At 50.7% G+C, this 13860-nt stretch carries 11 protein-coding genes; 8 read left to right on the top strand and 3 right to left on the bottom strand.

What is annotated here, in order from left to right; genetic code table 11:
* Positions 1–37 precede the first annotated feature (37 nt).
* On the bottom strand, positions 38–1006 hold the full coding sequence (pfkA, locus tag QYE77_RS00660) for a 6-phosphofructokinase (RefSeq protein ID WP_315623268.1): 969 nt from the start codon (positions 1004–1006) through the stop codon (positions 38–40).
* A gap of 250 nt (positions 1007–1256) precedes the next feature.
* On the opposite strand from pfkA, the gene QYE77_RS00655 reads away from it, so the two are divergent.
* The 5 genes from QYE77_RS00655 to QYE77_RS00635 all read left to right on the top strand — a co-directional run bounded on the left by QYE77_RS00655 (position 1257) and on the right by QYE77_RS00635 (position 6790).
* A complete protein-coding gene (locus QYE77_RS00655; protein WP_315623266.1) occupies positions 1257–3452 on the top strand; it encodes a RelA/SpoT family protein in 2196 nt (731 codons plus the stop codon).
* A gap of 30 nt (positions 3453–3482) precedes the next feature.
* Positions 3483–4733 (top strand): molybdopterin molybdotransferase MoeA, encoded by a 1251-nt coding sequence (locus QYE77_RS00650; protein WP_315623264.1) that lies wholly within the window; start codon positions 3483–3485, stop codon positions 4731–4733.
* A gap of 10 nt (positions 4734–4743) precedes the next feature.
* Complete coding sequence (locus QYE77_RS00645) at positions 4744–5163, top strand: vitamin K epoxide reductase family protein (protein WP_315623262.1); 420 nt, start codon at positions 4744–4746, stop codon at positions 5161–5163.
* 30 nt (positions 5164–5193) lie between these two features.
* Positions 5194–5427 carry a hypothetical protein gene (locus tag QYE77_RS00640; RefSeq protein ID WP_315623260.1) on the top strand — a complete coding sequence of 78 codons (234 nt, stop codon included), beginning with the start codon at positions 5194–5196 and terminating at the stop codon, positions 5425–5427.
* 94 nt (positions 5428–5521) lie between these two features.
* On the top strand, positions 5522–6790 hold the full coding sequence (locus tag QYE77_RS00635; protein WP_315623258.1) for an MFS transporter: 1269 nt from the start codon (positions 5522–5524) through the stop codon (positions 6788–6790).
* Here the strand turns inward: QYE77_RS00635 and QYE77_RS00630 are convergent.
* Both QYE77_RS00630 and QYE77_RS00625 read right to left on the bottom strand, forming a co-directional pair.
* Positions 6782–7951: a TolB-like translocation protein gene (locus QYE77_RS00630; RefSeq protein ID WP_315623256.1), complete on the bottom strand. Its 1170-nt coding sequence runs from the start codon at positions 7949–7951 to the stop codon at positions 6782–6784. The two genes, QYE77_RS00635 and QYE77_RS00630, sit on opposite strands and share 9 nt — an antisense overlap.
* A 382-nt stretch (positions 7952–8333) precedes the next feature.
* Positions 8334–9077 (bottom strand): LysM peptidoglycan-binding domain-containing protein, encoded by a 744-nt coding sequence (locus QYE77_RS00625; RefSeq protein WP_315623254.1) that lies wholly within the window; start codon positions 9075–9077, stop codon positions 8334–8336.
* Positions 9078–9275: 198 nt separating this feature from the next.
* Here QYE77_RS00625 and QYE77_RS00620 point away from each other — a divergent pair, with 198 nt between their 5' ends.
* The 3 genes from QYE77_RS00620 to QYE77_RS00610 are packed head-to-tail and all read left to right on the top strand — an operon-like array spanning position 9276 to position 13860.
* Positions 9276–9611 (top strand): STAS domain-containing protein, encoded by a 336-nt coding sequence (locus QYE77_RS00620; protein ID WP_315623252.1) that lies wholly within the window; start codon positions 9276–9278, stop codon positions 9609–9611.
* A 19-nt stretch (positions 9612–9630) separates the two neighbouring features.
* The gene (locus QYE77_RS00615; RefSeq protein ID WP_315623250.1) at positions 9631–10038 is read left to right on the top strand and encodes an ATP-binding protein; all 408 of its coding nucleotides are present in this window, start codon (positions 9631–9633) and stop codon (positions 10036–10038) included.
* An 18-nt stretch (positions 10039–10056) separates the two neighbouring features.
* The gene (locus QYE77_RS00610; protein WP_315623248.1) at positions 10057–13860 is read left to right on the top strand and encodes a GAF domain-containing protein; all 3804 of its coding nucleotides are present in this window, start codon (positions 10057–10059) and stop codon (positions 13858–13860) included.

The raw sequence follows: 13860 nt of genomic DNA, 5'->3' as shown, positions 1-13860 counted from the left end.
ACTAAATCGGGCGCCTGGAAAACGGCGCCCGATTTTGCTAATCTAACACTTTAGCCAGTTCAAACAAGCGCAGGTCAATTGGCTTTTTATTATTGACCACCTCTTCGAGTGGGGTTGTTGTCACTTCGCCGCGAATTAATCCCACCAATACTCCCGTCTCACCTCGTTCAATGGCTTCGGTGGCTGCAGCCCCCAAGCGGCTGGCGAGTATGCGATCATAGGCGCTTGGATTGCCTCCGCGTTGCACATGGCCAAGAATGGTCACCCGCAAGTCAAAACCCAAGCGCTCATGATGTTGCTTGAAGTATTCGGCCAAACCTTCCGCGTTGTAACGCGCACCTTCGGCCACCACAACCAACGCATGCGCTTTACCACGTTCATAAGCGCGAATCAGGCGCTGAGCAATTTCCTCTGGATCCACTTCCACCTCGGGTATCACCACCGCTTCAGCGCCTCCGGCAATGGCCGACATCAGCGCCAGATAGCCGCAGTCTCTTCCCATCACTTCAACCAGAAACGCCCGCTGATGCGAAGATGCGGTTGTCTTTAATCGGTCAATGGCTTCCAGAGCAATGTTGAGGGCGGTATCCACTCCAATGGTAATATCTGAACCATAGAGATCATTATCAATGGTCGAGGCTACCCCTACCACCGGAAATCCCAAACTGTGCAGCGCATACGATCCGGTTTGAGAGCCGTTACCACCAATGACAACCAGCGCTTCAATGCCATGTTGATTTAGCGTCCGGATCGCTTTAAGTTGTCCCGCTTTGGTCTTAAATTCCAGTGACCGCGCACTGCCAAGGATGGTGCCCCCGCGTTGGATAATTCCACCCACATCTCGCGCAGTTAGCGGGATCACCTTACCGTCAATTAGACCTTGGTAACCCAACTGTACCCCATAGACTTCCCAACCGCGGTATATCCCAGTTCGCACTACCGCTCGGATCGCCGCATTCATCCCCGGCGCATCCCCCCCACTTGTCAGTACTGCAATCCGTTTCATAAGTCCCTCCGAAAAAAAAATCACATAACGGCGTAGATTTTAACACACAAAAATCTCAAGTCAGTCTAAAGATAACGCTCAGGTCTGAACAAATTATATGTCTTACGGATGACTCTCTTGCTTTTGATCTTGTATGGAGTATACTATCACGCAGATCAAAAATCGAATTGGTACGAAAATTTAGACCTTACTTTTAGAACAGGCGATTAAAGGTATGATCGGTAGAACAATGGGTGCGGAAGAATTAGATATGAAAATTGAGTCCCTGATGGAACGACTGCCACAGAGTTACACGTTAGTGGAACGTGAACTCATAATGCGGGCCTATCGCTTCGCCGAAGAAGCCCATCGGGGCCAAAAGCGCGCCTCAGGGGAACCCTATATCACGCACTGTGTAGAAGTTGCCGCCATCTTGGCCGAATTACAGGTACCGCCGGTCATGATCATAGCCGCACTGCTCCATGATACGGTTGAAGATACCCATGTCACACTTGAAGACCTCCGGCGAGAATTCGGTGATGAAGTCGCGCACCTGGTAGATGGTGTAACCAAACTCTCTAATCTTCCTCGCATCTCACCCGATGAGAAACCCACCCGCGATGGTGAAACCACGGCGGATATCAGCACTTACCCCCGCCCTAAGAAGAGCGATTTGACGAACGAGACGCTGCGCAAAGTTTTTCTGGCAATGGGGGACGATATTCGCATTGTGCTGATAAAACTGGCAGATCGTCTGCATAACATGCGCACCCTGGGCTACTTACCAGAGGAGGAACGTCGCCGCATTGCGCAACAGACGCTGGATATCTTTGCTCCGCTCGCCAACCGCCTGGGGATTTGGCAGATCAAATGGGAACTGGAGGATCTGGCGTTTCGCTATGTCAATCCAGAAAAATATCGCGAGATCGCTGAAAAACTGGCCGAGCGGCGCGAGGATCGCGAACGCGAGATCCAGCAGATTATCGTTCGCCTGAAAAAGGTGCTTGAGGAAAACGGAATAAAAGCCGAAGTCACCGGGCGTCCCAAACACATTTATTCGATCTACCGCAAGATGGTAGATCGTGGCAAAACCTTTGACATGGTGCGCGACTTGCGTGGGGTGCGCTTGCTGGTCGAAGATAAAGCCACTTGCTACGCCGCCCTGGGCGTTATCCATGGACACTGGCGCCCCATTCCCCAAGAGTTTGATGACTACATCGCCGCCCCTAAAGATAACTTCTACCAATCTCTCCACACCGCGGTCATCTATGATGATGGTAAACCGCTTGAAGTCCAGATTCGCACCTACGAAATGCATCAGAACGCGGAGTATGGTATTGCTGCCCACTGGCGCTATAAAGAACGTAGTCCTCGCGATGAACTTTACGAGCAGCGCATTAACTGGCTACGCAAGACTCTGAGCGAGTGGCGCCAGGAAGTCATGGATGCCCAAGAATTTGTGGATGGGCTTAAGAGCGATATCTTCCAGGATCGGGTATACGTATTCACGCCGCGGGGCGATATTGTGGACTTACCGGCTGGTTCTACACCCATTGACTTCGCTTACTACATTCACACCGAAATCGGCCACCGCTGCCGTGGAGCAAAGGTCAACGGGAAGCTGGTCTCGTTGGATTACACCCTAAAAACTGGTGATCAAGTCGAAATCCTTACCGCCAAACAGGGAGGCCCCAGCCGCGACTGGTTGAACCCCGCTCTGGGGTTAGTCAAAACCCAGCGGGCTATCTCCAAAATCCGCGCCTGGTTCAAGCACCAAGATCGTGAGCAGAACATCCACCAGGGGCGGGCAATGCTGGAGAAAGAACTCACCCGCTTGGGCATCAAAGACGTAGACATTGAAAATCTAGCCCAATCGTTTGACTTCCGCAATGCAGATGATCTTTATGTAGCCATCGGGTGTGGCGATATTCCCCTGGGACGAGTGATTAACCGCATTAGCGATATTGCCCCTAAAAAAGACCCTCTGCTGGTTCAGGTACCCAGCCGTGAACCCAAGCCTTCCGATGGCGGAGCCGAAATCTCGGTCTTGGGCGTAAAGGGACTACTGATTAACTTTGCTCGCTGTTGCAAGCCCCTGCCCGGCGATGAAATCATGGGTTATATTACCCGCGGGCGGGGTGTTACAGTGCATCGTCGTGATTGTCCGAACTTCCTACGCATACAGGAACGGGAGCGAATTGTTAAGGTAACTTGGGGCGAGACGCAACGCACCTACCCGGTGACGATCGAAATTAAGGCCTATGATCGCCAGGGGCTACTCAGCGACATTTCCAAGATTTTTGGCGACGAGAAGGCCAATGTCTTGAACCTAAGCACCCGCGTCACCCACAATCTTGCATCTATTCGCGCCATCATCGAAATTAGAGACATTGTTCATCTAAGTCGTGTTCTCAATCGTATTGAGAATCTTCCCAATATCATGGAAGCGCGCCGCCTGATCGAATAGTATACCTATCCAATTCTGGAGGATTAAGGCGTGAGCACCTTATTATCGGTAGATGAGGTTCGTCATTACATCCTATCACAACTCAGTCCTCTCCCTGTCGAAACCATATCCTTGGAGCAAGCCTTTCGGCGAGTATTGGCAACGCCCATTCTTGCACCCTCTGACCTTCCTCCCTTTACTAACAGTAGTGTAGATGGCTTTGCCGTTCGAGCCTTGGATGTCAAAGGGGCTTCTCAATTACATCCGATTGAATTGAAGGTGTTCGCTGATATCCCTGCCGGGTTCTCGCCCCACTTTACACTTCCGCCGGGGCATGCCGCCCGCATCATGACGGGCGCCCCTTTGCCAAATGGCGCCGACGCCGTGGTGCCAATAGAGAACACCAATCTGTCATTCCATGACAAAGCCACCCAGCCCCCCTATTCCGTGCAAGTCTTTAACCCAGTGAACCCCGGTGATAACGTTCGTCCTCGCGGGCAGGATATTCTTCGTGGTCACCCTGTCTTTGAACCTGGGCATCGTTTACGCCCCCAGGATATCGGTCTTCTGGCAGCATTGGGAATCTCCCACATTGAGGTCTATCGCCAGCCACGGCTTGGCATTTTTTCCACCGGTGACGAACTCATTCCCCTTGGCACAGCACCTATCCCGGGAAAAATTTACGACTCTAATCGCCTGATGTTAAAAATGCTGATTGAGCAAGCGGGTGGTGAGGTCATAGACTTAGGCATCGTCACCGATACACTAGACAACGTCCGTTCAGCCCTGGATACCGCACGTCGCAACAATGTTGATCTTGTTCTTACCTCAGGCGGGGTCAGCGTTGGGGTATTTGATGTCGTGCGTCACCTAATCGAGCAGGAAGGCGAACGCCATCTCTGGCGAGTGAACATGCGCCCCGGGAAACCCATTCTGTTTGGGCGATATCATGAGATGCCTATCCTTTCTCTGCCCGGTAATCCGGTATCTGCCTTCGTTGGGTTTTGGGTGTTTGTTCGCCCTGCTATATATCGCCTAGCAGGGCTTCCATTCGTTCCGCCTCTTCGTCTCAAAGCAATTCTCGAACACCCAATCGAGTCCGACGGGCGCGAGAGTTATCTGCGAGCGATTGTAAGTTATACGAATGGGCAGCGTTTGGCTCGCCTCACTGGACACCAGGGATCCGGGAACTTGTTTGGATTGAGCCAAGCAAATGCTTTACTTATCGTCCCGGCAGGTGTAAAATCCTTGCCCACGGGCCACGAGGTAGATATCTGGCCTTTGGATGATTCTTTGATATAGAGGGGCAACCTTGAAGCGTTCAGGCCTTTTTATCCTTGTTCTCGCCCTTATCGGATTAATAGACTCACTTTACCTTACCTGGATCAAGATTAGCCATACTGAGGCCTTATGTCTGCCAGGAATCGGGAATTGTGACATCGTCAATAACAGTCGCTACGCCGAGATCATGGGCATCCCTGTCGCTGCGCTAGGTGTTGCAGCTTACTTGACCATTTTATTGGTACTTGGGATTGGATGGCGGTATCCTTCGGGAAAGGAACTTGCCAATCTGGCGTTATTCGGTTTAACTTTAGCCGGAACAGGTTATTCAGGTTACTTGACTTACCTGGAATTTGCGATTATAAAAGCGATTTGCCCGTTCTGCCTGCTTTCGGCAATCGTTATGGGGTTATTATTCATCATCGCAACTACCCGACTGTTCAAGGCATAAAGGGCAACACTATAGAGGAGGAAAAAATACATGCCCAAGATTCGCTGCCATTACATTGATTGCGCATTCCTGGATGATGGATACTGCAGCGCGGCACTCATTGAACTTGATCCAGACTCGGGATGCATGACTTACTCTCCCACTACCGAAACTCCGGTAGAGGAAGAATGGGAAGAGGAAGAACTCGAGGAAGAATGGGAAGACCTGGAAGATTTAGAAGAAGAGGAAGAAGAGTGGCTGGATGATGAAGAGGAAGAGTACTAAACCACTCCTGACATCTTCCAAGTAAAATACCCCTTCCCTCCCAAGCCCCGGGATCCATGCCGGGGTTTTTGGTGTATAAAAGTGTAGCCACTCTATGGATAACGAGATCCGCAAGCACTTTCGCTTCAATTTTTGGGTCAACCTGCTCGATGGGGGCTTTTTTGGCTTTGCCTTCGGCTTTGCCTCCCTCTCCACAGTGCTGCCCCTTTACATTGCCACAATGAGTGATTCGGCGCTCCTGGTTGGCTTAGTACCTGCAATTCACACCGTAGGTTGGCAGTTACCTCAACTCTTTACGGCTCAGAAAGTGCGGGCTCTAAATCGCTTTAAGCCCTGGGTACTCTTCATGACCGTGCATGAGAGGATACCCTTTCTCTTCTTGAGTCTGATTGCCTGGTTCAGCCCGCTATTGGGGAAGAACACCGCCCTTTGGCTTTCCTTCCTAGCCCTTACCTGGCAAGGCTTAGGAGGAGGATTCACCGCCAATGCCTGGCAAAACATGATCGGGAAAATTATCCCACCTGAATATCGGGCTACGTTCTTTGGCCTCCAGTCAGCTGCTGCCAACCTCTTGGGGAGCGCTGGCGCCGCCATTGCCGGTTTAATCCTGGAACGCTTGATGTTTCCAGGGAACTTCGCCTTGTGCTTTCTTTTGGCTTCGATAATGATGGGACTTTCATTTTTCTTCATCAGCCTAACGCGCGAACCCCCTCATACCATCGAAGCCCCTATACAGGACTCCAAGACCTTTTGGTCTGAGGTACGTTCTATCCTTAGGCAGGATAAGTCCTTTACCTGGTTTCTGGTGGGACGAATCATCTTTCAGTTTTCGATGATGGCGTTCGCCTTTTATATTGTTTATGCCGTCCAGGAACGTGGTCTCGGAAAATTTGAAGCCGGTATCATGACCAGCGTTTTGTTTGTCACCCAGGTCATTGCCAATCCCCTTTTGGGATGGTTGGCAGACCGATGGAAGCGTCAGCCGGTTCTGGAACTTGGTGCCCTCGCGGTTGTTCTAAGCGCCCTTTTGGCCTGGCTGGCGCCATCTTTGACCTGGTTCTATTTCGTAATGATCCTAACCGGTATCGCAAACACCGTTTTCTGGGCCATTGGTTTAGCCATTACGCTGGAATTTGGGCCGGAGGATCAACGTCCCACGTATGTTGGACTCGCCAACACCCTGATTGCCCCGGCAGCAGCACTATCACCACTTGTAGGGGGATGGTTAGCCGATCAATTCGGCTATTTGGCTACCTTTGCCGCATCTGCCTTCTTGGGTTTCGGGGCTCTGATCGTGCTCCACTTCTTTGTCCGCTCCCCAGAACGCGAACGTCAAGCCTCTGTATCTGCCACCTCAGGGTAGCCAAGTAGGAAATGCAGCCTCATTGGCGATGACTCTAACCTGGTCGTCATCCCGCCACCACACGACAATTTGGGGCTGGGCATCGGAAGAGGTTAGATCAATTTGTTGATAAACTAGCGCACGCCCTGCAGGTTCCCATTGATATGCGGCAGCGTTGATCATCGCCTCAGCCATGATCGGCACCCCCTCTGCTATCGTATCGAGTGATTCAACGGGGAATAACCATAGTTGCTTGTTCACCGGGCCGTTGAGGATGCGCATCCCAACCACAAGCCACTGTCCATCTGGTGATTCGGCAGGAATGCTGACATCCAAGGTTTGAGGTACATTAGCAAATAGGCGGCGTGTAGACCGATTTTCTAAATCGGCCACATAAGCCTCGTGATATGGAATTAATCCAGTATTATTTTCAACAGTAAAAAACAAACGTTGGCTATTCCAAGACCACCGCGGCTGTTGGCTCACGTTCGTGGGGATGAGCGCATTTTCCCGTCCTTCTTGCCCAACAATCCGAATACCTTGCGCTTGTTCATCATAAACGGCCAGATAATTTCCATCGGGAGACCATGTGGGTTGGGTCGGCACAACATTGGGAGCATCCAGCACTTGAATTAAGCGGCGATCATCAAAGTCGTAACTCCACAATACTGAGCGTTTTTCGCCCCCGGCTAGAGTCATGCGTATAAATGTTACCCATCTGCCATCTGGAGACCAAACAGGATAACGGCAACTATCCCGCCCACAAGATGAGAGAATGCGCTGATCTTGTCCCCCACGACTGACAATGCCGATATCCGTCCCACCCTGAGCATTGCGCATACTGAACGCAATATATTTACCGTCGCGGGAAACGGCAAATTCCAACACTTGTCCCCCCGTATGTGTCAATTGTTTAACATCGCCCCCATCAAGGGTAACGCTATAAATTTCAGGGGACTCGTTGGGAGCCCCCAAATAAAGTAGGCGCGGTGCGCGAACATTTATGGTGAAACGGACTTCCTGGATCGGCGACCCTCTTTGGTCTTTCTTCCAACCCGCTTGTAGGCTCAGAGTATACACCCGGTCGGGCTGCAATCCGGTCTGTGGCCAAAACCATAACTGCCGTCCATGCCACTCAAAACGCCCATTAACCGAAGGCTCAAGGTACCAGGCCGCCTCCACTTTGGATCTCTCTACGGATCCGGGAAACTCCAAAATAATGGGGCCCATTTCCCCAATACTTCCATCATCAGGCAAGCGAAGAGAAGGAAGAAAATCCGCACTGGCCCTGTAAAGCCCAAAACTGATCCATCCTCCTATAAGAATGGTCAAAGTCACCCAAAACCAGCGAACCTGTTTCAACATTGTAGCGTGTAACCCTATCTCAAGTCCTAAAAATGTTGTGGGGCAAATAGCCCAATTCTATCAGGCCAGCCCCAACGTGATTTGCCCAAAAGGCTTCTTCTAGGCCATTATTGGCACCTTATTCAATTGAGGGCGTGTCAAGCGCCTATGACGACAGTTACATAGGACAATCTACCCACACCAAGACTCCAATTACTTTTTAAGGCGAAGGCGTAGCAGAAGGCGTCACAGTTGAGGTGGGAGATGTAATACCCGACGGGGTGTTGGTAGGAGCGCGGGTTGGCGTAGGCGTAACAATATTTACGGGGATGATTAACTTCTGCCCCACAAATATCTTATTTTTATCCTCGAGTTTATTTTCCCGCATAATCGCATCCACAGTGCTGTTAAAGCGGGCTGCAATGAGGTCCAGTGTATCATTGGCTACCACATAATACTCAATCCGTGTTCCTCGGGGCAAATTGGTTGGCAATGGCGTGGCCGTGGGTAAAGTTTGACCAGGAATCGGGATCAGGATTTTATCCCCTACCCGAATTGGGCACTGATCGAGGGGGAAGTTGTTAATCGCCAACAGTACCAACAAATCAACATTGTACTTAATGGCTAAATCGTAGCAGGTATCCCCTTCCTGCACTGTGTACTCAAAAGGCGCATTGGGAGTTGGAGTTTCGGTAGGTAATGGGGTTTCAGTAACTGTGGGGGTGTTGGAAGGTGTAGGTGTGGGTTGGGTCGGACTTGGTGTTGCCGTTGCAGTCGCCGACGGGGTCGGCGAGGCGAACAGCGCCAATAGACTACCGCGGTTGGGACCCGTCAGCGAGACAACGAGAATGATCACCCCAACAACGACCAGAAGGATTGCCAGTCCCCAAATGATAAACGGCATCATTTGCTGACGACGGCGATAAGCCTCGATGACGTTTTGGGGAGATTGTTTTCCAGCCATGATTTTTTTCCTTTTCCTCGTGCTAGGTTATGGATGAAACACCCGTGTTAGAGAGATAGTAAAACCCATTTTGTCAACTGACTTGATTCTACCAAAAAACCCAAGGCTCACATCTCCTCAATCAAAACCAGGTCACTGGATTGCCCATGTTATAATCTCTGTAAGAAATTTACCCAGACAAAATTTGGAGGCCTCGCGATGGAAATTGAGCACATTACTTACAGACGTTGTGATCTCGTCAAGGTTAAAGGTCGCTTAGATAGTGCCAGCGCACCCGAATTCGACGAGAAACTCAAACAAATAACCAATTCGGGGCGTTATCGTATCGTTATTGACATGGGAGACCTCCAATTCATCTCCAGTGCCGGGCTTCGTGCCCTGATCAGCGCCCAAAAGGTTTGTCGTCGTTATAATCGGGGTGAAGTTGTATTGACCAACGTACCAGAAAACATCAAGGCCGCGCTCGATTTAGCTGGATTTACCACGCTATTCAAGATCTACCCCGACGTAGTGTCGGCCGTAGCCAATGTTTAAGTCTCATGCCGATGCGCTAATGCCTAAATTCACTTTTCCAGGGCGTTATGAAAGCCTCGCCCAAATCGCCTCTCTGATTCGCCAAGCAACTCAAGAATTGGGGCTAAGTTCTTTAGACTCATATACGGTCGAAATGGCCGTTGATGAAGCCTGCACGAATATCATCGAACACGCTTATGGTGGTGAAGGACAAGGTGAAATTGAATTGGAATATCGAATTGAAGCCGATGCCCTTATCATAACGCTGCGGGATCATGGCAAGCCCTTCAATCCCCAAAAAATTCGCCCTCCCAATAAGAAGGCTCCATTGAAACGTCGCCGCAACCATGGTTTAGGACTTTACTTCATCTACCAATGGATGGATGACGTTCGCTTTGAATTCGGTGAGGGCACCAATACCCTCACCATGGTTAAACGAAAGAAATAGAAGTCCTTGGGGCATCCTATGGCCAAGCCCGAGAGAGCATTAACCTTCGAAGAGGTCATCCGCCTCGGGGAAAATCTTTTGGGACTTCCTAACACCCTTGCCCAAATTGAAACCATTGGCCGGTATCTTCAAGATAAAATTGGAGGACGATGTGCTTTTTGGTTTGCCCAACCACAGTATCCCCTGCCTGGGGAACCCGAAATTCCGCTTCTGAGTGATCCAAGCACACCTCCTCTAATCCAACACTGTGCTCAATTACGGCTTCCAATACTCGCCGCCGACTTTGAGACGACCACACCAACCTCTGAGCCCCACGCCATTGCGCTTCCACTGAGCCTACGAGGTACCCTTTTAGGGGTTCTGTCTGTAATCCGTGAATATCCCTTCCAGCAAAACGAAATCCGGTTCCTGGAATTTCTCTCTGCACACCTTGCGCTGGTCTTTCAGGCCTTCCGCCAAGAGCGCATTAAGATCTGGCGTACCGAGCAACTGAGCCTGGTGCGAGCGATTACTGCTCAGATCACACGCTTTACCGATGTAATGTCCTTATGCCAACAAATCGCTCACCAAATCCAAGAAACGTTCGATTTTTACTATGTAGGCCTCTTTGAGATGGATGAGGTTCAAGGAGCATTGCGTTTCTGTGCGAGCGCCGGCAAAGATACCCCAAAATATCATCAAGACTACGACACCATTCACCTCGGCCAGGGCATTGTGGGGACCGTGGCTCAAACCGGCCAGGAAATAGTGGCCCGAAATGTCCAATTGGAACCCCGCTATCGTTTTAGCCCGGCTCTACCTCAAACACTCTCCGAAGCGGCTTTCCCTATTAAGCATGGTGACCATCTACTCGGAGTTTTAGATCTACAAAGTGAGCGTCCTAATGCATTTCACGAATATGACTTGGTATTATTCCGATCCCTTGCCGATACTATCGCAATTGCGTTCGAAAGCATCAAGCTTTACCAAACCCTGGCCCATCGTGCCGACCGCATTTCCGCCCTGCTTGAAATCAGCCATGCACTCACATCCATCCTGGATCTGGACCGTCTTTTAGGGGAAGTCGTTGAAGCAATTCAGCGCTGGTTCGGTTACCCATATGTCCATTTATTTAGCGTCCATCAAGGGCGACGAAAGATTTTTTATGAAGCTGGTAGCGGAGCACGCAGTAAGGCTTTTGAAGAGCACCAGGTAAGTTATGATCTGGATGACCCAACTGGTATCATTCCCTGGGTAGCCCGTGAGGGGAAACTTTACCTAGCAAACGATGTTGAGTCAGATCCCTTGTTCCGTCCCTCACCGCTCCCCCCCGAAACAACACAATCTGAACTGGCCATTCCCCTGGCTTATGGGGGCGAAGTACTTGGGGTATTAGACCTCCAATCCGATCACCGCAACGCCTTTGACCCTGAGGACCTCCCTTACCTCGAGGCACTGGGCGCCAGCATAGCGATCGCAATGCGCAACGCCATGTTATACCGCACCGAATCATGGCGGCGCCAGGTTGCTGACTCCTTCCGTGATATCGCGGGGTTGATTTCCGAGAACATCAATTTAGATGAATTGCTCGAGCGCATTCTGGCTGAATTAGAGCGTAACTTACCTTGTGAAGCAGCAGCCATTTGGCTATTAGAAGAACCTTACCGGCCAGAAGCCCTAAATCCACCCGCCATCCGATTGGCTGCGGTTCATGGTATTCCATCTCAGCAACTTGAACGGATCACCGCTCAAGAAGAGATGCAGATTTGGCTGAGAAGCGCCTTGTCCCAAACTGAGCCGAAAATTCGCCGCCCACTTGATCCCTACGATCCCTTAGGGTTGGCCTTAAAGTTCCCCTCCGATTATTCCGCTATACTTGCTCCGTTAAGGGCAGGAGGCCAACCTCTGGGACTACTCCTTCTTGGTCATCATACAGCGGGTCGCTATGGGAGCGAGGCGCTTCTTATCGCCGCCACATTGGCAAGTTATGCCGCGGTGGCTATACAAAACAATCGCCTGTTCACCTCGGCTCAAGAACAGGCCTGGATCTCCACCATCCTGCTTCAGGTGGCCGAAACCAGCCAGGCCCTACGTTCGGCGGAAGAGTTGGCTGAGACCTTAACGCGCTTGATTCCACTGTTGGTTGGTGTTAAACAGTGTGCTATTTTTTTGTGGGATGAAGCACGCCGCGCCTTTCTCTTGATCGCAGAGCATGGCCTTTCCTCATCATCATATTTCCAAGTTCCATTTGACAGCCGGATTCCGGCTGTGGCGCGCTTACTTGAAACTCACAGCCCGATTTTTATCCAGGACCCAGCCAAAGAATTGGCCTTTTTAGGCATTGACTTGGAAACCGGCCAAGGAACTTATTTGGTGTTGCCCCTTCTCAGTCGGGAAGAGATCCTTGGTGCTCTGCTCATCGGTTACTACCCCGAGCGTGTCTCTAATGACTACCGCATAGATCCCCAATTATTTGCCATTCTTCAAGGTATTGCTCAACAAGCCGCTATGGCGTTAGAAAACATTCGCCTCCTCGAAGCCCGTCAGGAGGAAGCCTACGTTACTGCTGCCCTTTTACAAGTGGCCCAGGCTATTGTAAGTCAGTCCAACCTGGAAGACATATTGGATACCACGGTTCACCTCATCCCCATCCTGGTTGGAACCGAGGCCTGTGCCATCTATCTGTGGGACGCAGAGCATAAGGAATATCACCTTGTTAAGGCCTTTGATCAAAATCATCATCATTTGAGCGAAGTAGAAGGCACACGGTATGCCCAGGGAGAAGCCCCGCTATTGGATTTTCTCCTCCAGTATGATACATTGGTGGTCTGCCCACTTCACCACAACGATTTACCCATCGCTGACTGGGCGAAGCATCCCCTTGTGGCCGATGAAGAAACGGAAACCAACGCTTCTTTTAGGCTACTAGGCATTCCTCTTTCCATGAAGGGGGAACGGTATGGGGCAATTCTTGTCCGGGATGCCCTCCACCCAACAAGATCCCAAGAGCGCCGTTTGGAGATTATCACGGGCATAGCTCAACAAGTGGCTCTGGCTATTCAAAATGAGCATCTGAATCGCGAAATGCTAAAGCGGGAACGCTTAGAACGCGAAGTTCAAGTTGCCCGTCAGATTCAGAAAACGTTTCTTCCAACCCGACTTCCAACCCACCCCGAGTGGGATGTCCATGTTTATTGGGAAACAGCCCGTCAGGTTGGTGGAGATTTTTACGATATTATTCGCCTCCCCCAGCACCGTTGGGGATTAGTCGTTGGCGATGTGTCCGATAAAGGGGTGCCAGCAGCATTGTATATGACGGTTGCAAGGACTCTTATTCGCGCCTTCGCTCTTTCGGGTCAACCATCACCGGCAAGAGTTCTGCAGAGAGTCAACCGTTCCTTGTTCTTTGATTCGCCTGATGGCCTATATGTTACCGCAATATATGCTATCCTCCACCTTGAAGATGGCAGAGTTGAGTTTGCAAACGCAGGACATAACTGGCCGCTCATTATCCGCGCAAACGGCGATGTTGAAGCCCTCGCGTCAAGTGGAACAGCGCTTGGCATTTTGTCACAAATACGCTTAGAAAATCAGACGGCTTTCCTTTTACCAGGTGATTTCCTATTGTTATATACCGATGGCATAACTGAGATGTTTTCAGAAAAAGGGGAAGTGTACGGCGAAACGCGGTTTATATACACTGTAAAAAACGCCCCCCGTTCCAGCGCCGAGGCACTTATCGAGCACATAAACACCGCGATTGAAGACTTCAGAGGATCTCTTCCTCCATCCGATGATTCAACGTTGTTAGTAATCCATCGGAAGAGCGGTGCTGGAGTCTAA

This window comes from Thermanaerothrix solaris (assembly GCF_032334255.1).
In the GTDB taxonomy this organism is placed as follows: domain Bacteria; phylum Chloroflexota; class Anaerolineae; order Anaerolineales; family Anaerolineaceae; genus Thermanaerothrix; species Thermanaerothrix solaris.
The sequence above is the reverse complement of the archived record's forward strand: the minus strand, read 5'-3'. Positions and strand labels throughout refer to the sequence as shown.